Source organism: Micromonospora sp. CPCC 205739 (assembly GCF_036906795.1).
GTDB lineage: Bacteria > Actinomycetota > Actinomycetes > Mycobacteriales > Micromonosporaceae > Micromonospora.
The window spans coordinates 17,285-39,125 of sequence record NZ_JBAKHS010000033.1 but is presented as its reverse complement, the minus strand read 5'-3'; the positions used below and the strand labels follow the sequence as shown (position 1 = coordinate 39,125).

General features: G+C 72.8%; 20 protein-coding genes. 11 read left to right on the top strand and 9 right to left on the bottom strand.

The window, feature by feature from the left end; translation table 11 throughout:
- The first annotated feature begins 164 nt into the window (after window positions 1–164).
- Both V6U88_RS28615 and V6U88_RS28610 read left to right on the top strand, forming a co-directional pair.
- A complete protein-coding gene (locus V6U88_RS28615; protein WP_334457739.1) occupies window positions 165–1,004 on the top strand; it encodes an alpha/beta fold hydrolase in 840 nt (279 codons plus the stop codon).
- A gap of 138 nt (window positions 1,005–1,142) precedes the next feature.
- Complete coding sequence (locus V6U88_RS28610) at window positions 1,143–2,177, top strand: extracellular catalytic domain type 2 short-chain-length polyhydroxyalkanoate depolymerase (protein WP_334457737.1); 1,035 nt, start codon at window positions 1,143–1,145, stop codon at window positions 2,175–2,177.
- A 46-nt stretch (window positions 2,178–2,223) separates the two neighbouring features.
- On the opposite strand, the gene V6U88_RS28605 is transcribed toward V6U88_RS28610, so the two are convergent.
- Window positions 2,224–2,628 carry a DUF2267 domain-containing protein gene (locus V6U88_RS28605; protein ID WP_334457735.1) on the bottom strand — a complete coding sequence of 135 codons (405 nt, stop codon included), beginning with the start codon at window positions 2,626–2,628 and terminating at the stop codon, window positions 2,224–2,226.
- A 281-nt stretch (window positions 2,629–2,909) separates the two neighbouring features.
- Here V6U88_RS28605 and V6U88_RS28600 point away from each other — a divergent pair, with 281 nt between their 5' ends.
- The 4 genes from V6U88_RS28600 to V6U88_RS28585 all read left to right on the top strand — a co-directional run bounded on the left by V6U88_RS28600 (window position 2,910) and on the right by V6U88_RS28585 (window position 6,811).
- Window positions 2,910–4,772: a transketolase gene (locus tag V6U88_RS28600; protein WP_334457741.1), complete on the top strand. Its 1,863-nt coding sequence runs from the start codon at window positions 2,910–2,912 to the stop codon at window positions 4,770–4,772.
- A gap of 115 nt (window positions 4,773–4,887) precedes the next feature.
- Entirely contained in the window at window positions 4,888–5,295 is a 408-nt protein-coding gene (locus V6U88_RS28595; RefSeq protein ID WP_334457733.1) for a DUF2267 domain-containing protein, read from the top strand.
- Window positions 5,296–5,403: 108 nt separating this feature from the next.
- On the top strand, window positions 5,404–6,072 hold the full coding sequence (locus V6U88_RS28590; RefSeq protein WP_334457731.1) for a response regulator transcription factor: 669 nt from the start codon (window positions 5,404–5,406) through the stop codon (window positions 6,070–6,072).
- A gap of 112 nt (window positions 6,073–6,184) precedes the next feature.
- Window positions 6,185–6,811, top strand: a complete 627-nt coding sequence (locus V6U88_RS28585; protein ID WP_334457729.1) for a response regulator transcription factor — start codon at window positions 6,185–6,187, stop codon at window positions 6,809–6,811.
- On the opposite strand, the gene V6U88_RS28580 is transcribed toward V6U88_RS28585, so the two are convergent.
- The 8 genes from V6U88_RS28580 to V6U88_RS28545 form a co-directional block, all read right to left on the bottom strand.
- Window positions 6,741–8,525: an ABC transporter ATP-binding protein gene (locus V6U88_RS28580; protein ID WP_334457727.1), complete on the bottom strand. Its 1,785-nt coding sequence runs from the start codon at window positions 8,523–8,525 to the stop codon at window positions 6,741–6,743. The two genes, V6U88_RS28585 and V6U88_RS28580, sit on opposite strands and share 71 nt — an antisense overlap.
- Window positions 8,522–10,186 (bottom strand): ABC transporter ATP-binding protein, encoded by a 1,665-nt coding sequence (locus V6U88_RS28575; protein ID WP_334457725.1) that lies wholly within the window; start codon window positions 10,184–10,186, stop codon window positions 8,522–8,524. Before V6U88_RS28575 ends, V6U88_RS28580 begins: the two co-directional genes overlap by 4 nt.
- Before the next feature lie 65 nt (window positions 10,187–10,251).
- Window positions 10,252–10,368: a SapB/AmfS family lanthipeptide gene (locus tag V6U88_RS28570; RefSeq protein WP_334457724.1), complete on the bottom strand. Its 117-nt coding sequence runs from the start codon at window positions 10,366–10,368 to the stop codon at window positions 10,252–10,254.
- A gap of 70 nt (window positions 10,369–10,438) precedes the next feature.
- Entirely contained in the window at window positions 10,439–10,555 is a 117-nt protein-coding gene (locus V6U88_RS28565) for a SapB/AmfS family lanthipeptide (RefSeq protein ID WP_334457724.1), read from the bottom strand.
- A 70-nt stretch (window positions 10,556–10,625) separates the two neighbouring features.
- Window positions 10,626–10,742, bottom strand: a complete 117-nt coding sequence (locus V6U88_RS28560; RefSeq protein ID WP_334457724.1) for a SapB/AmfS family lanthipeptide — start codon at window positions 10,740–10,742, stop codon at window positions 10,626–10,628.
- A gap of 71 nt (window positions 10,743–10,813) precedes the next feature.
- A complete protein-coding gene (gene lanKC, locus V6U88_RS28555) occupies window positions 10,814–13,417 on the bottom strand; it encodes a class III lanthionine synthetase LanKC (protein ID WP_334457723.1) in 2,604 nt (867 codons plus the stop codon).
- 244 nt (window positions 13,418–13,661) lie between these two features.
- Window positions 13,662–15,242: an MDR family MFS transporter gene (locus V6U88_RS28550; protein ID WP_334457722.1), complete on the bottom strand. Its 1,581-nt coding sequence runs from the start codon at window positions 15,240–15,242 to the stop codon at window positions 13,662–13,664.
- Window positions 15,243–15,307: 65 nt separating this feature from the next.
- A complete protein-coding gene (locus V6U88_RS28545) occupies window positions 15,308–15,928 on the bottom strand; it encodes an acyl-CoA-like ligand-binding transcription factor (RefSeq protein WP_334457721.1) in 621 nt (206 codons plus the stop codon).
- A 342-nt stretch (window positions 15,929–16,270) separates the two neighbouring features.
- On the opposite strand from V6U88_RS28545, the gene V6U88_RS28540 reads away from it, so the two are divergent.
- The 5 genes from V6U88_RS28540 (at window position 16,271) to V6U88_RS28520 (ending at window position 21,797) form a co-directional block, all read left to right on the top strand.
- The gene (locus V6U88_RS28540) at window positions 16,271–16,627 is read left to right on the top strand and encodes a hypothetical protein (RefSeq protein WP_334457720.1); all 357 of its coding nucleotides are present in this window, start codon (window positions 16,271–16,273) and stop codon (window positions 16,625–16,627) included.
- A gap of 148 nt (window positions 16,628–16,775) precedes the next feature.
- On the top strand, window positions 16,776–17,786 hold the full coding sequence (locus V6U88_RS28535; RefSeq protein ID WP_334457718.1) for an ATP-binding cassette domain-containing protein: 1,011 nt from the start codon (window positions 16,776–16,778) through the stop codon (window positions 17,784–17,786).
- Complete coding sequence (locus V6U88_RS28530; protein WP_334457716.1) at window positions 17,783–18,640, top strand: ABC transporter permease; 858 nt, start codon at window positions 17,783–17,785, stop codon at window positions 18,638–18,640. The genes V6U88_RS28535 and V6U88_RS28530 overlap by 4 nt, the downstream gene beginning before the upstream one ends.
- Before the next feature lie 144 nt (window positions 18,641–18,784).
- Complete coding sequence (locus tag V6U88_RS28525) at window positions 18,785–20,818, top strand: N-acetylmuramoyl-L-alanine amidase (protein ID WP_334457714.1); 2,034 nt, start codon at window positions 18,785–18,787, stop codon at window positions 20,816–20,818.
- A 184-nt stretch (window positions 20,819–21,002) separates the two neighbouring features.
- Entirely contained in the window at window positions 21,003–21,797 is a 795-nt protein-coding gene (locus V6U88_RS28520) for a S1 family peptidase (protein ID WP_334457712.1), read from the top strand.
- Window positions 21,798–21,841: the final 44 nt, after the last annotated feature.

Below are 21,841 nucleotides of genomic sequence, written 5' to 3'. Positions count from 1 at the left end.
GCCCTCCAGCGCCGATGGTACTGCACTCGGGAGGGTGTGGGAGAGTAGGACACCGCCGGACAACCATTCAAATCAGGGCCACCCCTATCGGGGGTGGCCCTGATTTGTGTTTGCGGCCCGGTTCGTCCCCCTCGGACGACGAGCTGTGCCGATATGATCTCCGCGTGGCCACATTCGACACCCCCGACGGCACCCGGCTCGCGTACCACTGCAGCGGTGACGGTGACCCGCTGATCTGCCTGCCGGGCGGTCCGATGCTGGCCTCCAGATATCTCGGCGAGCTGGGCGGGTTGTCCGCGTACCGCGCGCTGGTGCGCCTGGACCTGCGGGGGACCGGGGAGTCTGCGGTGCCGGCGGACCCGGCGACCTACCGGTACGACCGGTTGGTCGACGACGTCGAGGCGCTGCGCTTGCACCTCGGGCGGGACCGGATGGACCTGCTCGGACACTCGGCCGGCGGCAGCCTGGCGGTGCTGTACGCCGCCCGTCACCCGGACCGGATCGGCCGTCTCGCGCTGGTCAACCCGAGCCCCCGGCCGGTCGGCCTGGAGATCACCGACCTGGACCGTCGTGAGCTCGCCGAGCTGCGCCGCGGGGAGCCCTGGTTCCCGGCGGCCTTCGCCGCCTTCGAACGCATCTGGTCGGGTGCGCCGACGGCCGAGGACTGGGCGGCGATCACGCCGTTCACTCAGGGACGGTGGGACGACGCCCGGCAGGCCCACCTGGCCCGGGAGGAGAGCGACAGGAACCCGGACGTGGCGGGCGAGTACTACGCCGCCGGGGGACCCGACCCGGACGCCACCAGGTCCGCGCTGGCCGGCCTCGAGGCGCCGGTCCTCCTCCTCACCGGCGAGTACGACGTGGCGCTCCCCCCGAAGCGCGCCGCCGAGTACGCCGGACTGTTTCCGCAGGGCGAGCTGGCCGTGCAACCGGGCGGCGGACACTACCCCTGGCTCGACGACCAGGAGTCGTTCGTGCAGACCCTGGCCGCATTCCTGCGCTGACGGATCAGCGGGGCGGGTCACGGCCACACCTCGGCGCCGCCCGACATGTCGGCGCCGCTCATATCCAGTGAGGTCTATCTCACGTTAGCGTCGGCGCACGCCGACACCACCGCCGGCGCTCCCGGACAGGAGAGCGTCTTGAAGACACCGCTGAAAGCCGCCGCCGCCGTCCTCGCTGCCGTCCTGCTGCTGATCCCGACCACCGCGGCTCCCGCCCAGGCCGCCACCCCGGCCACCAAGGCCCCGGTCTCCGGGTCGCTGCGCGCCTACAACGTCTCCGGCGTCTACGTCACCGGCGTCTCCTCCGGTGGCTACATGGCCACCCAACTGCACATCGCCTACTCGTCCCGGATCCGGGGCGCGGCGATCTTCGCCGCCGGGCCGTACTACTGTGCGCAGAACAACGTCTCCCAGGCGATCTACGGCTGCGGCGACAACCAGTACCCGACCAACGTGTCCGCCCTCCAGTCGTACACCCGGACCTGGGCGTCCTACGGCTGGGTCGACCCGGTGAGCAACCTCTCCGGCGATCCCGTGTACGTCTTCCACGGCAACAACGACAACACGGTGAAGAAGTCGGTCACCGACGACCTGGTTCGCTACTACCAGCACTTCGGCGCCAGCGTGCAGTACGACAGCGCGTCCTCGGCCGGGCACGCCTGGGTGTCGCCGTACGGGACGGTGGGGTGCACCGCGACCGCGTCGCCGTTCCTCAACGACTGCGGGACCGACCCGCAGAACAGCCTGCTGCGCAAGTTGCTGAGCGGCGTCTCCGCGCCGAACACCGGCCCGCTCGGGGGCGCACTCATCCGGTTCAGCCAGAGCACCCACGCGGTCAACGGCTGGGCTCCCGGCCTGAGCATGGACGACAACGGCTTCGCCTACGTGCCGTCGTCCTGCACGACCGGGCAGTCGTGCCGGCTGCTGGTCGCCCTGCACGGCTGCCTGCAGGGGTACGGCAAGGTCGGCACCGCCTTCGTGGACCGGGCCAACCTGAACCAGTACGCCGACACCAACAACCTGATCGTGCTCTACCCGCAGGCGAGCGCCAGTTCGAGCAACCCGAACGGCTGTTGGGACTGGTGGGGCTACCTCGGCGCGACCAACTACCCGATCAAGGGTGGCGCGCAGGTGGAGACCATCATGAACATGGTCCGCCGGCTGGACGGCTGAGCCGCCGCGTCACGACGGCGCCGCGGGTGCGCGCCGGACGGCACACCTAACCGCGGCTGCGCCGTCCGTCGAAGGGCGCCACCTGGTCGGCGACCTGCCCGAGTTCCGCCGGAAGCTGGGATACGACGTCGTCGTAGTCGCCGGGCGGGATGGTCTCGCGGAGGGTGTCGAACACGGCGCGCATGCCGGTCTCCGCCAGCGCCGGCTCCACCTCGGCGCGGCCACTGACCCGCTGCACGAAGACGTCGAGCCCGAACCGCTCGCCGGTCTCGCTGGAGGCGAACGCGTACGCCTGAAGTTCCTCGGGAAGCTGGGTGGCGAGGTCACGGGCCTCGCCCCCGTCTATCCGTTCCGCCAAGGTCCGCAGCGTGGCCCGGGTGAGGGCGGTCGCTCGCGCCGACGACGTGTTCGCGCGCTTCGCCACCATGCCGATGAAGTCGTTGCTGTCCACGTTCGGAGCCTTCCTCTTGGCCGATGGCGGCATCTACCCGTGCACCACCACGGCAAACGGCGTTGCGCCCCACGGACACCCCCGGCGACCCCCGCCGCTCGGTAGCGAGGTGAGCTTCGGCACTGGGGCCGACAAATCGGTGGTTACCGGATGGCGACCCGCTTTCCTGGCTACCGTAGGTCCGGAGCCGGTCAGCGGCGAGCGGTCCGGCCGATCGGCCGGACGGCCAGGCGTCCAGGGCTGGCCGAAGGAGCCGATCGCTGGAGGCGACAGCGGTGACGATGGAAGCAGAGCGCACTCTCGGCGAGGAGCAGCTCACCCAGCTGGCTGAGCTCGCCGCCCAGCTGCGGGTGGACGCGATCCGGTGCAGCACCAAGGCCGCGTCCGGGCATCCGACGTCGAGCCTCTCCGCCGCCGACCTGCTGGCGGTGCTGATCTCCCGGCACGTGCGTTACGACTGGGCGGAGCCGCGCAATCCCGCCAACGACCACCTGATCTTCTCCAAGGGCCACGCCTCGCCGCTGCTGTACGCGGTCTTCAAGGCGGTGGGCGCGATCAGCGACCAGGAACTGGTCGACACCTACCGCCAGTTCGGGTCGCGTCTGCAGGGGCATCCGACACCGGCCCTGCCCTGGGTCGACGTCGCCACGGGTTCGCTCGGTCAGGGACTGCCGGTCGGCGTCGGTATCGCGCTGGCCGGCCAGTATCTCGATCAGCTGCCGTACCACGTGTGGGTGCTCTGCGGCGACAGCGAGACGGCCGAGGGCTCCGTCTGGGAGGCGCTGGACAAGGCCGGCCACTACGGGCTGCGCAACCTCACCGTGCTGGTCGACGTGAACCGGTTGGGGCAGCGGGGGCCGACCGAGCTGGAATGGGACCTGGACACCTACCGGCGGCGGGTCGAGGCGTTCGGCTGCCAGGCGATCGTCATCGACGGCCACGACCTGGCCGCGATCGACGACGCACTGGGCCGGGCGCGGCGGGCGACCGGTCCCACCGTCGTGCTCGCCCGCACGGTCAAGGGCAAGGGCGTACCCGAGATCGAGAACCAGGTGGAATGGCACGGCAAACCACTGAAACCCGATCTCGCCGAGCGGGCCATCGACGCTCTCGGCGGGGTACGCCAGATCCGCGTCACCGGGCCGCAGCCCGAGCCCGCCCCGCCCACCGGCGCCCCCGCCGCTCAGCCGCTCCAGTTGCCGCAGTACGACCGGGGCGCGAAGGTCGCCACCCGAAACGCGTACGGTGACGCGCTGCGGGCGGTGGGCCTCCGGCCGAACGTGGTCGTCCTCGACGGTGAGGTCAGCGACTCCACCCGCGCCGACCGGTTCACCGACTCCTACCCCGACCGCTACTTCGAGATGTTCATCTCCGAGCAGCAACTGGTCGCCGCGGCGGTCGGGCTGCAGGTGCGCGGGTACCGTCCCTTCGCCTCGACGTTCGCGGCGTTCCTCTCCCGCGCCTACGACTTCGTCCGGATGGCCGGCGTCTCCCGGGCCGACATCGCCCTGTCCGGGTCGCACGCGGGCGTGGAGATCGGGGCGGACGGTCCCTCCCAGATGGGGCTGGAGGACCTGGCCGCCATGCGCGCCGTCCAGGGGTCCACGGTGCTCTATCCCAGCGACGCCGTCTCCTGCGCCGCTCTCGTCGCCCAGATGGTCGACCGCAAGGGCGTCAACTACCTGCGCACCACCCGAGGCGGGTACCCCGTGCTCTACGACAACGACGAGCCCTTCCCGGTGGGCGGCAGCAAGCTGCTGCGCGGCGGCGGCGACGACGATCGGGTCGCGCTGATCGGCGCGGGGGTGACCGTGCACAACTGCCTGGCCGCCGCCGACGAGTTGGCCGCCGCCGGGATCAACGCCCGGGTCATCGACCTCTACTCGGTCAAGCCGCTGGACCGGGAGCGGTTGCTCGCCGCCGTCCGGGACACCGGCGGCCGCCTGGTGGTCGTCGAGGACCACTACCCCGAGGGTGGCCTGGGGTCGGCCGTCCTCGAATCGCTGGCCGACCTCGCCGAGCCGATCCGGGTCACCCACCTGGCGGTACGCGGGCTGCCCACCTCCGGTACGCCGACCGAGCTGATGGACCAGGCGGGGATCGGGGTCAGCGCCATCGTCGCGGCGGCGCGCGCCTCGGTCTGAGGGCTTCCCGGCCCGGTCGGCGGTGCCGGTGGGGGTGGGCCGCCGCGCGGGACCGACTCGTTTCAGCCATCCACCGACGGGTACCCGCACCGTCCGGTGCGAAAGGGGGTCCGAGGTGAACCACGCGGAGTTCATCCAGGCGGTGGCGGCGCGACCGGGGGTGTTGCCGTCGCAGGCCGAGCCGGTCACCCGTGCCACGCTGGAGGCGTTGGCAGAACGGATCAGTGGCGGCCAGGCGCGGGACCTCGCCGCGCAGCTTCCCGACGAGCTACGGGCCTACGTGTCCGGACCGGACGACGATCCCGTACCGTTCGGGCTCGCCGAATTCTACGAGCGGATCCAGGCCCGGGCCGCGGTGAATCTTCAGACGGCGACCGACGGTGCGCGCGCCGTGCTGGACACGCTGCGCGCGGCCGTCAGCGAGAAGGAGTACGGAGACTTCGTCTCCCAACTGCCGAAGGAGTTCTGGCAGCTGACCGGGCCGGCGACCACCCGGCTCGAACCGGGCCGGATCGGCACCTAGGCACGGGTTCCGCAGCCCGGGCCCCGCTTCCATCACCTGCGCGAACGTGAGCCGGCGGCGATCCGGAAAGGACGCATGAGCGGGTGGCCGCCTGGGCACAGTGACCCGGTGGACGACTTGCTGGACGAGACAGCGCCCAGGCCGGCCGGCCCGGCGGACGTCGAGGTGCGGGCGACGGTCCGGGTCGCGGTGGTCGGGGAGCCGGGGCTGCTGCGTACCGCCGTGGCCGCGGTCCTGGCCGCCACCCCCGGGTTCGAGCCGGCGGGGGAGTGCGACCCGGCCGAGGGCGTCGCGGAGGCGGTCGCCGCCGGGCGGCCCAACCTGGTCCTGGTCGACCTCGACGCGGTGCGGGACGCCTCGGCCCTGACCGCACGCCTGCACGCCCGGTTGCCGGACTGTGCGGTGGTCGTGCTGACCGCCCGGCGCACCGCGCGGGTGCTGCGCTGGGCGCTCGGTGCCCGGGTGCGCGGGGTCATCGCCAAGGACGTGCCGCCCGAGGAGTTGATCGGCCAGCTCCGCGCGATCGCCGACGGGCAGCTGATGATCGATCCGTTGACCGCGCTGGCGGCGCTCGACGCGGCGGTGAATCCGCTGAGCGAGCGCGAACGCGAGGTGGCGGTCGCGGCGGCCCGGGGATTGCGGTCCAAGGAGATCGCCGCCCGGCTGCACCTGGCCCCCGGCACCGTCCGGAACCACTTGTCGACGCTGTTGCGCAAGACGGGCGGGCGCAACCGGTGGGACGCGATCCAGCGTGCGCAGGATGCCGGCTGGATCTGACGACACGCGCACCGGGCTGTCGCCCGAGGACCGATTTCAATAGGATTCCTGACCGTGCGTCATCGCGTGCGCACGGGACGTCAGCAACGGGGGTTGATGACGGGGAGTCTGCATGGTCCGCACTCTGCTCGCGCTCAGGGGCGCACTGGTCCGGGGCGCGCTCGCCCAGTTGCTCGACGCCGAGGACGGCATCGACGTCGTCGGCGAGGCGGACACGCCGGACGAGCTGCGATCGGCGTTGCGGTCCGAGCGTCCCGACGTCGCCGTCGTCGACGGCGACATGGTGACGGTGGAGCAGCTCTCCGACCTGGCGTCCACCGGCCCCGCCGGTCGCCCGGACGACGGCGGGGCCGGCCGGCTGCTGGTCCTGGTCGAGCAGCGTCGGGCTGCCCGCCTGGGGCCCGTGCTCGCCGAGCACTGCCGGCGGATCGGCTTCCTCAGCCACGACGTGGCGCCCGGGCGGATCGCCGACGGTGTCCGGCGGCTCGCCCAGGGCCAGGTCGTCCTCGACCCGGACCTGGTGGTGGCGGCGTTGGAGGTCGCCGACAGCCCGCTGACCCCGCGCGAGCGGGAGGTGCTCGACGTGGTGGCGGAGGGGCATCCGGTCCGGGACATCGCGGAGCGGCTGGTGCTGTCGGCGGGGACGGTCCGCAACCACCTGTCCCGGATCATGGCGAAGACCGGCGCGCGTACCCGGCTGGAAGCGGTGCGGATCGCCCGGGAATCGGGCTGGATCTGACGGGCTCCTCCTGGCCGTAGCCGACCAGTTCCCGGTACGCGGCCGAGCGGTCGAGCAGCCCCCGGTGGGTGTCGAGCAGCGCGTCCCGCCCGTCGAGCAGCAGCACTCGGCGGGCGCGCCGGGCCGAGCTGAGCCGGTGCGCGATGACCACCAGTGTCCCGGGCCGCTCGGCGAAGGCCTCCTCCAGCCGGGCCTCGGTCGCCGGGTCCAGGTGGCAGGTCGCCTCGTCGAGGATCATCAGGGGCGCGGGGGAGAGCCAGGCCCGCAGCAGGGCCAGTTGCTGGCGTTCCCCGGCGGAGACCTCCGCCGGGCGCAGCGTCGCGTCGTACCCGCCGAGCCGGTCGAGCAGCCCGGTCAGCCCGAGCCGGTCGGCCGCCCGGGTGACCGCCGCATCCGGCAGGTCGGGCCGGAGGTACGTGACGTTCTCCCGCACCGTGCCGGTGAAGACGTACGCCTCCTGCGGGATCAGGACGCGGCGGCCGGCCAGCTCCGTCGGCGTGGCACCGGCCACCGGCACCCCACCGACGCACACCGTGCCGGACTGCGGCGACAGCACCCCGGCGATCAGCCCGGCCAGGGTGGACTTGCCGATCCCGCTCGCGCCCACGATCACCAGGTGGTCCCCGACCGGCACGTCGAGGTCGAGTCCGTCGAGCACCGGGTCGGCGTGCGGGCCGTACCGGAAGGTCACCCCGCGCAGGGACAGGGCCGGCGTGTCCGGTCTCGGCGCCGGCAGCGGCACCCGGGCGGTGGCCGGCGGCCAGGTGCGCACCGCCTCGCCGGCGCGCAGCAGCCGATCGAGGGTGACGGCGAAGCGCAACCCCCCGGCGGCGACGCCCTGCACCAGGGTGTGCAGGGCGGGTTGCACGCCGCGCACGACGTAGACCAGGGCGCCGAGCACCGCGCCTGGTCCGAGCCCCTGCCGGACCAGCCACGGGGTGGCCAGCAGCACCACCGGCACCGGCACCCACCCGCCGACGGCCAGGCTCAGCCCCCGGGTGGCCGCCATGACGGCCAGCCGCCGCTCCACCCGCGCCTGGGCGTCGACGTAGCCGCCGAGCCACCGGACGGTGCGGGTCCGTGCGCCGCTGACGGCGACGTCGCGGTGGCCGGCCACGGCGGTGACCGCGACCCGGCCCAACCGCTCGTCGGCCAGCACGTACTGGCGCTGCCGGGCGATCATCGCGGGCAGGGCCGCCGCGAACAGCCCCAGACCGGCCAGCACCGGCACCGTCACCAGCAGGGCTACCGGCGCGGCCAGCGAGAACAGGCCGACGATGGCGGCGCCGGCGGCGAACAGGAAGCCGCGCACCACCATCAACAGGCCCGCGTAGGTGTCCCGGACCATCTCCACCTGGTGGGTCAGTCGGGCCACCGCGGCGTCGTCGCCGCGACCACCCGACGCGCCGGCCAGCGCGCCGGTGACCACGCGGCGCAGCAGGTCGTCGCGGAACGGTTCGACCACGGCACCGAGCAGGGCGTACGCCCGGTTGGTGCCCAGCGCGCCGACGAGCACGGCGACCGCCAGCAGGCCCAACCAGGCCAGCCCGGTCGTGGGGCGGCCGGCGAGGAATCCGTCGTCGACGGCCCGCGCGGTCAGCAGGCCGGCCAGTCCCGCCGGCAGGGCCTCCGCGACCGACCAGCCGGCCAGCCGCCACAGCTCGGGGCGGCGCGCTCGCAGCGCCGCCCGGGTCACCTCGCCGACCGTGCTCACGCCCGGAACACCGCCCGGTAGCCGGGGTCGTCCCACAGCACCCGGTGCGGGCCGACCGCGCGGAGCCGCCCGCCGTCCACCCAGGCCACCAGGTCCGCCCGCGCGGCCATGCCGACCCGGTGGCCGACCACGATCCGGGTACGCCGGTCGCCCGGCCCGGTGAGCGCCTGGGTCACCCGGTACTCGGTGACGGTGTCCAGGCTGGACGTGGCGTCGTCGAGGACCAGCAGCCGTTCGGCGCGCAGCGCCCGGGCCAGCCCGAGCCGCTGCCGTTCCCCGCCCGACATGGCGACGTCGGCCAGCGGCGTGCGGTACCGCTCGGGCAGCCGCTCGACGAAGTCGTGGATGGCCGCCGCCCTGCTCACCGGCACCGGGTCGGCGCCGCACCCGACGGCCTCCCCGACGGTGTCACCGACCAGCACCGGCCGCTCGAACCCGTAGCCCACCGCCGCGTGCATCGCGGCCTGGGTCAGCTCGGGCAGCGGCACACCGTCGAGGCGTACCTCGCCGGAGTCCGGGTCGCGCAGCCGTCCGGCGACGGCGGCGAGCAGCGACTTGCCCGCTCCGGAGGGCCCGACGACGACGAGCAGCGCCCCGCCGGGGACCCGCAGGTCGACCCGGTCCAGCAGGAGACGCCCGTCGTCGCCCCGCACGCTGACCTCGCGCAGTTCCAGCTCGCCCGGTCCGGGGGGCAGCGTCCGGGTGCCGTACCGGCGGACCGGTTCACCCAGCACGTCGGCCGCGCGCCGGCAGCCGGCCCGTACCCGGACCGCCTTGTTCAGGGCGCTGACCACGGTGCCCAGGCCGGCGCCGAGCGCCGCGTACTGGAGGGCGGCCAGCAGCTCGCCGGGGGTCATCCGCCCGGCGGCCAGCGACAGCCCGCCGACGGCGACCACGGCCAGTTGCAGCAACGGGTTGATCACCGCGCCGCGGGTCGCCGCGCCGGCCAGCACGGTCCAGGTGCGCGCGCCGTGCGCGCGCAACGCCGCGACCGGGGTGAGCACCCGCGCGACCTCCCGTTCGGCGGTGCCGGCCGCGGCGATGGTCCGCGCCCCGGCGAGGGTCTCCACCATCCGGCCGGCGAGTTCCCCCTGGGCCTGCTGGTAGCCGGCGACCGCCGCGGAGGCGTCGGTGACGAAGCCGCGCAGCAGCACGCCGAGCAGCAAAAGGCCCACCACGAAGGTGACGCCGAGCCACGGGTCGATCAGGGTGAGCGCCACCAGACTGCCCAGCGGCGGCAGCAGCACCGTGCCGGCCAGCACCACGGTCGGGGCGGCCTGCCCGGCGTCGGCGACCTGACCCACCAGCCGGCCCACCAGGTCGCCCACCGGACGGCGGGCCGCGACCCGGGGATCGAGGGCGAAGATGTGCCGGGCCAGCGTGTGCCGCAGCCCGGCCACCGAACGGGCGGTGGCCGCGCCCGTGCCGTAGTCCCGTACCGCGTCGGTGGCGACCAGCACGGCGATCAGCCCGACCACCCCGGCGAGCCAGTGGCCGGACGAGCCGCCCGCCGTACCGACGGCGGCGTCGACGGCGCGGCCCAGGGCCGCGGGCAGCGCCAGCTCGGCCGCCACGCCGACCACGGCGACCACGGCCAGCACCGGGGTCCACCAGCCGGCGGACCCGACGGCACGCAGCAGGAGGCGGTCGGCCGGGGTCATCACACCTCTTTCATGCCGCGGCCCCGGACCGGCGTGAACCGGCCCGGGGCCAGGCGGACTGATCGTCAGTTGCAGGTGGTGACGCTCAGCGAGCTGTCGCCGCAGAGCAGCAGGCTGGCGCGGCTGCCACCGGTGCGCTCGGCGGCCGGCAGTTCCATTCCCTGGAGGTCGAGCAGAGCCATGTCGGTTCCTCTTTCTTCAGTGGTGCGGATGTGGACTGTTGGGGTGGTCGTCGGGTCGACGACCGCCGCCTCAGTTGCAGGTGGTGACGCTCAGCGAGCTGTCGCCGCAGAGCAGCAGGCTGGCGCGGCTGCCACCGGTGCGCTCGGCGGCCGGCAGTTCCATTCCCTGGAGGTCGAGCAGAGCCATGTCGGTTCCTCTTTCTTCAGTGGTGCGGATGTGGACTGTTGGGGTGGTCGTCGGGTCGACGACCGCCGCCTCAGTTGCAGGTGGTGACGCTCAGCGAGCTGTCGCCGCAGAGCAGCAGGCTGGCGCGGCTGCCACCGGTGCGCTCGGCGGCCGGCAGCTCCATCCCCTGGAGGTCGAGCAGAGCCATGTCGTTGCACCTCCTTCCACATGAGTCGGGTCGGTCGGCCCCGGGGTGACCCGGGGAGCTTCGTGGGCCGGTCAGTCGGCCGAGCCCGCGGGCGTCGCGTCCGGCAGCGGCGTCAGGAAAGGCAGCCGGGCGGCCTCCGCCGGTCGGGTCGCCGCGAGGGCGGTGAGCACGCCGGCGGTGCCGGTGGCCAGGTCCATGGAGAGCCGCAGCAACTGGTCGCCGGGGAAGGCGGTCAGCCCCCGGTACGGCAGGGCGTGCCAGCTCAGCAACCGGGCCTGCTGCCGCGCCGTGTCGTACTCGCCCCGTCCGGCCAGGTAGCTGACCATCCCGGCCCGTCCGGCGAAGAGGCCGGACTGGGCGTAGAAGGGGAAGTCGGCGCAGCGCCGGGTCGCCGCCGCCGCGGTCTCGAACTGCGGGTCCGGGCGGTGGCGCAGGTACTGGTCGAGCACGAGGCCGATACCGACACTGCCCTCGGCGAGGTACGGCATGGTCCGCCAGCCCTCGTTGACCTCCAGGCAGCCGGCATCGCGCTCCACGCACCGGCGCAGGTCCTGGCGCAGCGCGGTGGCGGCGTGGTCGAGCAGCACCGGGTCGTGGTCGAGCTCGTACCTGCGCAGCAGCATCAGCGCCACCCCGGCCCCGCCGCGGGTCAGTCCCGCGTACGGGTGTCGGCCGCCGCTGACCTCGGCGACCGAGTCGACGTCGCCGAGCCGCTCGACGACCAGGTCGACCGCCTGCCGGGCGGCGTCGGCGTACCGGCGCTCGCCGGTCACCCCGGCGAAGTGGGTCAGGTTGAGCGCGACGCCCGAGAGCCCGCCCATCAGGTCGTTGCCCAGCTCCGTCCACGGCTGGTCCAGGCAGAGGTCGACCAGCCGCAGCGCCTCGTCGCGGTGTCCGAGCCGGTCCAGCACGTACGCGATGCCGTGCAGCCCGTCGTAAAAGCCGAGCCGGCTGCCGGAAGCGGGTTCGCGTACCCGGTCGATCAGCCACCGCTCGTGCTCCGCTTCGGTGGGCGCGCCGCTGGCGTGCAACGCCCAGAGCACTCCGGCCGCGCCGTGGGCGAGGTTCAGCCCGCCGTCGCTGCCCGAGAACTGCCGGATGTCGCCGGGGAAGAGCCGGTCGTCGCGCTGCGGGGTGGCGCTGGCGACGATCGCGGCGGTGAGGCGGTCGCGCAGTCCCGGCCAGTCGTCCGGGTCGACCCGGACGGTGCCGCTGGTGCCCGCCGGCACCGCGGCCCGTTCGTCCGGCGCCCCGGTGTGGCCGTCCGGCGCCTCGGCCCGGCCGCCGACGATCACGGCGACGGTCTCGTCGAGGAGGTCCCGGGGGACGGGGAAGTTCTCGGCCACCACGTCGGCCAGGTGCGCCGCCTTCTCCGGGGCGAGGCGCAGCATGGCCGTCAGCGGCAGGAAGAGCGCCAGCCGCAGGCAGGCCAGGGCGTACCGGTCGACGGCGAAGCCGGTGCGGTCGCGCGGGGCGGCGAAGGCCTGGTTGCGCAGCGCCGGCCGGCCCGGCGCGTCGGCGGGCGCGGCGACCTCGAAGTCGACCAGCGTGGCGGTCCCGTCGTCGCCGACCATGATGTTGAACATGTGCAGGTCGCCGTAGACGATCCCGTGGGCGTGGATGGCGTCCACCGCCTCGGTCACCTGCCGGTGCACGTCCAACGCCCAGCGGGTGTAGTCAGCTCGGTCGGCGTCGAGGTGGACCAGCGGGTAGCGCTCCACCACCAGCTGGTTGAGCGGACGACCCTCGACGAACGCCAGGGCCAGGAACTCGTGCCCGCCGAAGCTGAACTCGTCGTGCACCCGGACCAGGTGCGGCACGTCCGCGAGCTGCCGCAGCACCTCGGCTTCGCGCCGTAGCCGCGTCACCGCGTCCGCGCCGGTGGCGTCCAGTCCCGCGTACGGCCGGGCCTCCTTCAACACGACCCGGTCCCCGGTACGGGTGTCCCGGGCCTCGTACAGGCCGCCGCCGTTGGAGAAGTGGATCACCTTCTCGATCCGGTACGGCAGCTCGGTGGTGCTCGCCGCGTTGCGCGCGGCCAGGTGCGGGGCGAGGAAGTCGGGCAGGGTGACCCACTCCGGCACGTGGAAGACCGGGTCACGGCGGTCCGGCACCAGGGTGCCGCTCGCGTCCTCGATCGCCGGCACCACCTGTCCTTCCGGGGAGAGGCAGTACCGGGCGGCGAAGCCGCCGTAGCGCAGGTAGACCGGCCCGTCGCCGTAGCGCAGGTCGCTGAGGATGTACGGGCCCTGCTCGCCGTCGAGCAGCGCCGCGAGTTCCTTGGCGGTCAGCTCCAGCTCGGCGTCGTCGCGTGGGTAGACCGTGATGAACTTGCCGCTGCTGGCCCGGCTGGCGTACTTGCTGTTGCGCATGAGCAGCATCCGCGGCCCGCGCAGGTGCTTGAACGGGATGCCGCGCGGCCGGCAGTAGTCCATCACCCGGGTCAGCACCCGTTCGGCGTTGTCCAGCCGGGCCGACACGTGGATCTTCCAACCCTGCTGGGGGAGGCTGCCGCCGACCGGGCCGTGGATCAGCCAGTCGTCCTTGACCTCGCACTCCCAGCCGTCCGGCACCGGGCGGTCCGTCGCATAGCCGGCGACCACGGTGCTCGCGCTGGCCAACGAGTCGTAGAAGAGCGGATCGACCGCGCAGTACGAGTCGTACCGTTCATCCATGTCGCCTGCCTCCGCCGCCTGATCGGTCGAGGTCCATCCTGCGGACGGCCGAGGGGCGTGCGAAGTGCGATGCGTCATCGTTCGGCGGTGAGTTTCCCACCCCAAATTCGTGACAACGGCGGAGTTTGAAATCGCGAATACCGCGTGACCAGTAACGATGCGCCGGCGTCGGTGGTCGGGCGACCGGCGCGCCAACGGATCGGGGGCGGGCCGACCGGCCCGCCCCCGTCACCGTCGTACCGGCTCAGTGCGCTGCCGCCTGCGCGGCCGCCTCCTCCTGGGCGCGTCGCTCGTCCCCGCTGAGGGTGTGCAGCGGCTTCTCCTTGATGAACAGCACGACGATCAACGCGAGCAGCGCGATCGGCGCGCCGATCAGGAACAGGTCGGCGGTGGCGGTGCCGTACACGTCCTGCACGATTCGCAGGAGCGGCTCGGGCAGGGTGGACAGGTCGGGCACCTCGGCGGAGCCGCCACCGGCCACCGCGGCCGGGCCGAGCTTCTCGGCCGTCAGCGAGGTCACCCGGTTGGCCAGGATGGCACCGAGCGCGCTGACCCCGATGGCGCCGCCCATGCTGCGGAAGAAGGTCAGCACGGAGGTGGCGGCGCCGAGCTCCTGCGCGGGCACGTCGTTCTGCGCGGCGAGCACCAGGTTCTGCATGAGCATGCCGACGCCGATGCCCAGCACGGCCATGTAGATCGACAGGACGAGGACGCTGGTGTCGGCGTCGATGGTGCCCAGAAGCAGCATGCCGACGGTCATCACCGCGGCGCCGGCCACCAGGTACGCCTTCCACCGGCCGAACTTCGTGATGAGCTGGCCGGCGATCGTCGACGAGACGAGCAGACCGAAGATCATCGGAAGGCTCATCAGGCCCGCGACGGTCGGCGACTTGCCCAGCGAGATCTGGAAGTACTGGGACAGGAAGACGGTGCCGCCGAACATCGCGACCCCGACCAGCACGCTGGCGACGGTGGCCAGCGAGACCGTGCGGTTGCGGAAGATGCCCAGCGGGACGATCGGCTCCGCGGCCCGCGACTCGACGAGCACGGCCAGCGCCAGCAGGACGAGACCACCGACGACCATGAGGGCCGTCCAGCCCGAGGCCCAGGCGAACTTGTTCCCGGCCAGGGACGACCAGATCAGCAGCGTGGAGACGCCCGCGGTGATGAGCACGGCGCCCAGCCAGTCGATCTCGACCTTGCGGCGTACGACGGGCAGGTGCAGGGTGCGCTGCAGCAGGACGATGGAGAGCAGGGTGAACGGGACCCCGATCAGGAAGCACCAGCGCCAGCCCAGCCACGAGGTGTCGACGAGCAACCCGCCGATCAGCGGGCCGGCGATGGTGCCGACACCGAAGACGGCGCCGAAGATGCCGGCGTAGCGGCCCAACTCGCGCGGCGGGATCATCGCCGCCATCACGATCGTGGCCAGCGCCGTCATGCCGCCCGCCCCGATGCCCTGCACGACCCGGCTGACCAGCAGCACCTCGACGTTCGGCGTGAAGCCCGCGATCAGCGAGCCCGCCACGAACAGCCCCAGCGACAGCTGGATCAGCAGCTTCTTGCTGTACAGGTCGGCCATCTTGCCCCACAGCGGCACGGTCGCCGTCATGGCGAGCAGTTCGCTGGTGACGATCCAGGTGTAGACGGTCTGGCTGCCGTGCAGATCGGCGATGATCCGCGGCAGCGCGTTCGCCACCACCGTGGAGGCGAGGATGGACACGAACATGCCGACCATCAGGCCGGAGAGGGCCTGAAGAACCTCCCGGCGCGACATGCGCCCGCCGACCTCGGCGGTGTCGGCGGGCGGGGCGGTTGCGGTCATTGACGCTCTCTTTCGGATGTACCGGAATGGGCTGGCCTCGGCACGGTCGCACCGGGGCGGGGAGGTCAGGACGACTGGCGGGGATCCGGCAGGCCGGCGGCGACCGCGGCGAACGCCTCGTCCACGAGATCGCGCAGTGGCCGGCCGCCGCTGTCGGCGGCCCAGCGCAGCAGAGCGGTGCGGAAAGCGGCGCCGGCCACGGCGGTGACCAGCGCCGGGTGGCCGTGGTCGGGATCGACGCCGAGCCGGGTGGCGATCGCCTCGATCATCGCCCGCTCGGTCTCGGCGTTGCCGGCGATCAGCCGGGGCAGCAGCGAAGGATTCTGGGCGATGACCGCCAGCCGCAGCCGCCACAGTTCCCGGTCGGCCTGCATCGTGTCGATCGCCTCGTCGAGGGAGAGCCGGACGGCCTCCAGCGCCGACACCCGCGGCGGGGCGGCGGCCAGCAGCGCCACGACCCGCTCACGGTCGAGCGCCCGGTCACCGATGAGCGCGTCGTCCTTGCCGGTGAAGTAGTTGAAGAAGGTACGCGAGGAGACGTCCGCCGCCTCGCTGATCTCCTCCACCGTCACGTTCTCCAGGCCGCGTTCGGCGACCAGCCGCAGCGCGGCGGCGGTCAGTGCCGCCCGGGTCAGCCGCTTCTTGCGGTCGCGGCGCCCGGGGGCGGCCTGGTCGGCACCGGTCATTCCGGCGACGCTACGAGGCAACTTGCGGAGTCTGCAAGTTTTTATTCTGTGAAGTGATGTTCCTGACCGCGCCGATGCTCTTCCGGCAGGTCAGGCCACGGTGGGGCCGATCTTGCTGGAGCGTCTGGCTGCCGCGCACGGATGGACCGCGATCCCGAGCGGCACGCAGACAAATCCGTGCCGTCCGACACTCGTTGACTCCAACATGACCCGCCTTCCACGTACCGAACCGGACATCCTCGCCGACCTCCCGTCCTGGCCCGACCCCGTCGCCGCACCGACAGCCCCCGTCGGAGATCAGGTGTGGCGCCGACCCGGCACTGCGGATGAGGCGGTCCGGTGATGCGCGGCATGGACCCCGAGGACGCCGACGTGGTGGCCGCCGGCAACCAGCTCGCCACCATCGCCCGGGAGATCATCACCGGCGTGGCCACGGGCGAACGCAGCGACATGTGGTCACTGGTCTACGGCCACCTGCACGACCGGGACGACCGTGCCGCCGTCCCGGTCATGTTCGACAGCAACCGCAGCAGCGAGCAGCTGGTCGCCGCGTTCGTCGAGCAGTACAACGCGCTCAACCTGGGGGCGATGGCCCTGATCACCGCGCTGGCGCAGCTGTACGCCGGCACCGCCGGAATCACCGAGATCGAGGCGATCGACCGGGCCCAGGCACTCATGCACGCCGGGTTCGAAATCTGACGCGGCCGCTTTGTGTCGTACCGCTGGCGTTCAATCGGCCTGCATCATCGTCACCGGGGTGCACGCGCGCTGACGGCGCCTGACGGCGCAGCGCCGCCGGGCGCGCGCCGGTACGTCTCGTGGAACGTGTCAGAGGAAGGTTCAGATCATGAGTAGACGCACCACCGGCCTGGCCGTCGAGGCCGACGGCCTCACCCGGTCGTTCGGGGAAACCCGCGCGCTCAACGGCATCGACCTCCAGGTCCCCGCCGGCACCGTCTACGGCCTGCTGGGCCCGAACGGTGCCGGCAAGACCACGGCGGTACGGGTGCTGGCCACGCTGCTGCGTCCCGACGGCGGAACAGCGCGGGTCTTCGGTCACGACGTGGTCACCGAGGCCGACGCCGTCCGCGCGCGGGTCAGCCTCACCGGCCAGTACGCCTCGGTGGACGAGGACCTGACCGGCACGGAGAACCTGGTGCTGCTCGGGCGCCTGCTGGGGCTGAAGAAGCCGGCGGCCCGCGCGCGTGCCGAGAGCCTGCTCGCCGCGTTCGGCCTGACCGAGGCGGGCGATCGGCAGGTCAAGAAGTACTCGGGCGGCATGCGGCGGCGCATCGACATCGCGGCGAGCATCCTCAGCACCCCCGACCTGCTGTTCCTCGACGAGCCGACGACCGGGCTGGACCCGCGCAGCCGCAACCAGGTGTGGGAGATCGTCCGGGCCGTCGTGGCGCACGGCACCACGGTGCTGCTGACCACGCAGTACCTGGACGAGGCCGACCAGCTCGCCGGGCGGATCGCGGTGATCGACCACGGCCGGGTGATCGCGGAGGGCACGCCGGGCGAGCTGAAGTCGTCGGTCGGCGCCGGGACCGTGCACCTGCGGCTGCGTGACCCGGGGCAGCGGCCCGAGGCCGAGAAGGTGCTGCAGGCGGCGCTCGGTGTTCCGGTGCAGCTCGAGGCCGATCCGGTCGCGCTGACGGCGCGGGTCGGTGGAGGCGGCAGCGACCTCGACGCCAGCAGGCACGCCGCCCGCGCGCTCGGCGACCTGGCCGGCGCGGGCATCGTCGTGGACGACTTCTCCGTCGGCCAGCCCAGCCTCGACGAGGTCTTCCTGGCCCTGACCGACCACCCCGCCTCGGCCGACGAGCGCGACGACCAGCTGGAGGCAGCCCGATGAGCGACACCGCCACCACCACGACCGGGCGCGCCCCGTCCGTCTACGTCCCGTCCACCGAGGCCCTGGGGACCGTACTCGCGCCGGGCGCGCGACCGCCCCGGCCGAGTGCACTCTCGGCGTCGCTCACGTTCGGCTGGCGCGCCATGTTGAAGATCAAGCACGTGCCGGAGCAGCTCTTCGACGTGACCGCGTTCCCGATCATCATGGTGCTGATGTTCACCTACCTGTTCGGCGGCGCGCTCGCCGACAGCCCGCGGGACTACCTGCAGTTCTTCCTGCCCGGGATCATGGTGACCAGCGTCGTGATGATCACCATGTACACCGGCGTCGGCCTCAACACCGACATCGAGAAGGGCGTCTTCGACCGGTTCCGTACGCTGCCCGTCTGGCGGCCGGCCGCGCTGGTCGGAATGATCTTCGGCGACGTGCTGCGCTACGTCCTGGCGGCCGTGGTCATCCTCGGCGTGGGGTTGGCGCTGGGGTTCCGGCCCGGCGGCGGGCTGTTCGGCGTGCTGGCCGGGATCGGGCTGCTGGTGGTCTTCTCGTTCGCGTTCTCCTGGGTGTGGACGTTCTTCGGCCTGGTCCTGCGCAGCGAGAAGTCCGTCATGGGCGTCAGCATGATGGTGCTGTTCCCCCTCACGTTCCTGAGCAACGTGTTCGTCGACCCCGCCACGATGCCGGGCTGGCTTCAGGCGTTCGTGAAGGTCAACCCGGTCACGCAGCTGGTGGCCTCGGTGCGCGCGGCGATGTCGGGCTCGTCCGACCCGTCGAGCATGATGTGGACGCTGCTGTGGAGCGCCGGGTTCGTCGTGGTCTTCGGCACCCTGACCATGTACCGGTACAACCGCCGGTGATCCTGACCGACGACGGATCGGCAACGCCCGCCGGCGAGTGAAGGTTTCTTTCATGGGTTGTGATTGACAGGAAGGGTATTGACAGGGGCGGTTTCCCGGGGCGAGGGTGTGCGTGCAGTGGCCCCCGTCCCAGCTGGAGGTTCCATGCGCCCCATCGCCGTACCACGCAGACGTGTCCTGCTGGCTGCCGCCGTCGCCGCAGCCACCGCCCTGCTCACCACCGCGCCGGTCGCCGCCGACCCGCTCCCCGCCGGGACCTCCGCAGCCGACGACCGGCAGCAGCAGTACGCCGCCGCGGCGGCCGAGTACGGCGTGCCGGAGAGCGTCCTGCTCGCCGTGTCGTACCTGGAGTCCCGGTGGGACACCCATGCCGGGCAGCCGAGCACCAGCGGCGGCTACGGGCCGATGCACCTGACCGACGCCGCGCAGGTCGCGTCGACCCCCGCCAGTGGCCACGTCGACGAGGACGAGGACCCCCGGGGCGACGAGTCCCGCCCGCTGGCCGTCGACCCGGCGCTGGGGGCCGCGCCCAGCGGGGAGCCCCTGCCGCAGGCCTCCCTGCAGACGCTCGACGCGGCGGCCGCCCTCACCGGCGTACCCGAGGAGGCGCTGCGCACCGACGCCGCCGCCAACATCCGGGGTGGCGCGGCGCTACTGGCGTCGTACCAGAAGGAACTCGGCGGGGCCGACGGCGCCGGCAGCGACCCGGCGGCCTGGTACGGCGCGGTGGCCCGGTACTCCGGCGCGGACACCGCGGACGCCGCGGCGGCCTTCGCCGACGAGGTGTACGACCAGCTCGGCCTCGGCGCCAGCCGGACGACCGACGACGGCCACCGGGTGACCCTCGCCGCGCGGGCGGTGACGCCGGACCAGTCCGGGCTGGACCGGCTCGGGCTGCGCCGCGCCGAGCGGCCGGACGGGCTGGAGTGCCCGGTCCGCCTCGCCTGCGAGTGGATCCCCGCCCCCTACGAGAAGTACGGCCCGAAGCCGGGCGACTACGGCAACCACGACCTCGCTGACCGGCCGGCCCAGCAGAAGATCGAGTACATCGTCATCCACGACACCGAGGGCTACTTCGGCCCGAGCGTGAAGCTGGTGCAGACGAAGACTTACGTGGGCTGGCACTACACGCTGCGCTCGGTGGACGGCTACGTCGCCCAGCACATCAAGGCCAAGAACGTCGGCTGGCACGCGGGCAACTGGTACGTCAACGCCAAGTCCATCGGCATCGAGCACGAGGGCTTCGCCGGTCACGGCACCTGGTACACCGAGGCGATGTACCGCACGTCGGCGAAGCTGGTCCGGCACCTGGCGCTGCGGTTCCAGATTCCGCTGGACCGCCAGCACATCCTCGGCCACGACAACGTCCCCGGCACCACCGCCGGGAACGTGGCCGGGATGCACTGGGACCCGGGCCCCTACTGGGACTGGTCGCACTACTTCGACCTGATGAAGGCGCCGTTCCAGGGCACCGGCACCCCGCAGACCGGCCTGGTCACCATCGACCCGGACTTCGCCACCAACCAGCCGGCCTTCATCGGCTGCAACCAGCAGCCGCCGGGCGTGCCGAAGCCGGTGCCGCCGGCGGTGCCCTGCCCGCTGCGCGGCTCGTCCTCGGTCATCCTGCGCACCGCGCCCAGCCTCGACGCGCCGCTGGTCAACGACCGGGGCCTGCGGCCGAACGGCACGCCGGACACCATGTACATCTCCGACCACGGCGCCCGCGCCTCGGCCGGCCAGACCTACGCCCTCGCCGGCGTGCAGGGCGACTGGACTGCGATCTGGTACCTCGGCCAGAAGGCCTGGTTCCTCAACCCTTCGTCGGCGCCGACGGCCAAGTGGGCGCAGGGGTTCGTGGTGACTCCGAAGCCGGGTAAGGCCACCATCCCGGTGTACGGGCGGGCCTACCCGGAGCAGGCCGCCTACCCGTCCACCATCCCGTACCAGCCGATCTCGCCGTTGCAGTACACCTTCGCGGCCGGCCAGCGGTACGCCCTCGGCGGGGTCCTGCCGGGCGAGTACTACCGCGCGGTCTCCTTCGACGGCTCCGCCCCGGGCGACCGGACGGTGGTCCGCGGCGAGAACAAGTACGTGCAGATCCAGTTCGGTCACCGGGTGATGTACGCGAGCCTGGACGACGTCCTCGTCCTGCCCGCCGCGGTGGGCGCGCCACAGTAGGCGTCCCCGGCACCCCACGGGTCCGCCCCGGTTCGCCGGGGCGGACCCGCTCGTCTGTGCCCCCATACCGCCAGAGGGATGACCCAGCGGGTAGGGCAACCTAATCGACTAGCATCAATATGATGTCCGCAATCGAGCAGCAGGTGCGCTCCCGGGGCGTGCCGGTCGGAATGCGGAGGAACAGATGCTTCGTTGGCGCACCCTCACCGGCCTGCTGGCCGCCGCGTTGGCCGCGGTGACCGCGGGCAGCCTCACCCTCGCCGCGCCCGCCGCCGCGGCCGAGCCCACGCCCACCCCGTACGTCGTCGGCGGCACCCGTGCGGCCCAGGGGGAGTTCCCGTTCATGGTGCGGCTCTCGATGGGCTGCGGCGGGGCCCTGTACAGCCCGCGACTGGTGCTCACGGCGGCGCACTGCGTGGGCCGCACGGGCACCAACACCAGCATCACCGCGACGCTCGGGGTGGTCGACCTGCAGTCGTCCAGCCGGATCACCATCCGGTCGAACTACGTCTACCGCGCGCCCGGCTACAACGGCAGCGGCAAGGACTGGGCGCTGATCCGGCTGGCCACCCCGGTCACCGGGCTGAGCACCCTGCCGATCGCCACCACGACCGCCTACGACAACGGCACGTTCACCGTCGCCGGTTGGGGCGCGGCCAGAGAGGGCGGCGGCCAGCAGCGGTACCTGCTCAAGGCGACCGTGCCGTTCGTCAGCGACGCCACCTGCAACGCCAACTACGGCGGCGAGGTCATCGTCGCCGAGGAGATCTGCGCCGGGTACGCCGGCGGCGGCACGGACACCTGCCAGGGCGACTCGGGCGGCCCGATGTTCCGCCCCGACGCCGGCGGCGCGTGGATCCAGGTCGGCATCGTCAGCTGGGGCAACGGCTGCGCCCGGCCCAACTACCCCGGCGTCTACACCCAGGTGAGCTACTTCGCCTCGTCCATCGCCTCGGCCGCCGCCAGTCTCGGCGGCTGACCGTACGACCGATCGCGGCCCGGCTGACCACCAGCCGGGCCGCT

Bases quoted from the DNA above. Each gene is read 5' to 3' on its own strand.
- V6U88_RS28545 (WP_334457721.1), bottom strand. From the start codon at position 15,928: ATGACCGGTGCCGACCAGGCCGCCCCCGGGCGCCGCGACCGCAAGAAG.
- V6U88_RS28585 (WP_334457729.1), top strand. From the start codon at position 6,185: ATGGTCCGCACTCTGCTCGCGCTCAGGGGCGCACTGGTCCGGGGCGCG.
- V6U88_RS28575 (WP_334457725.1), bottom strand. From the start codon at position 10,186: ATGACCCCGGCCGACCGCCTCCTGCTGCGTGCCGTCGGGTCCGCCGGC.
- lanKC (WP_334457723.1), bottom strand. From the start codon at position 13,417: ATGGATGAACGGTACGACTCGTACTGCGCGGTCGATCCGCTCTTCTAC.
- V6U88_RS28540 (WP_334457720.1), top strand. From the start codon at position 16,271: ATGCGCGGCATGGACCCCGAGGACGCCGACGTGGTGGCCGCCGGCAAC.
- V6U88_RS28520 (WP_334457712.1), top strand. From the start codon at position 21,003: ATGCTTCGTTGGCGCACCCTCACCGGCCTGCTGGCCGCCGCGTTGGCC.
- V6U88_RS28530 (WP_334457716.1), top strand. From the start codon at position 17,783: ATGAGCGACACCGCCACCACCACGACCGGGCGCGCCCCGTCCGTCTAC.
- V6U88_RS28600 (WP_334457741.1), top strand. From the start codon at position 2,910: ATGGAAGCAGAGCGCACTCTCGGCGAGGAGCAGCTCACCCAGCTGGCT.
- V6U88_RS28525 (WP_334457714.1), top strand. From the start codon at position 18,785: ATGCGCCCCATCGCCGTACCACGCAGACGTGTCCTGCTGGCTGCCGCC.
- V6U88_RS28565 (WP_334457724.1), bottom strand. From the start codon at position 10,555: ATGGCTCTGCTCGACCTCCAGGGAATGGAACTGCCGGCCGCCGAGCGC.
- V6U88_RS28535 (WP_334457718.1), top strand. From the start codon at position 16,776: ATGAGTAGACGCACCACCGGCCTGGCCGTCGAGGCCGACGGCCTCACC.
- V6U88_RS28570 (WP_334457724.1), bottom strand. From the start codon at position 10,368: ATGGCTCTGCTCGACCTCCAGGGAATGGAACTGCCGGCCGCCGAGCGC.
- V6U88_RS28550 (WP_334457722.1), bottom strand. From the start codon at position 15,242: ATGACCGCAACCGCCCCGCCCGCCGACACCGCCGAGGTCGGCGGGCGC.
- V6U88_RS28560 (WP_334457724.1), bottom strand. From the start codon at position 10,742: ATGGCTCTGCTCGACCTCCAGGGGATGGAGCTGCCGGCCGCCGAGCGC.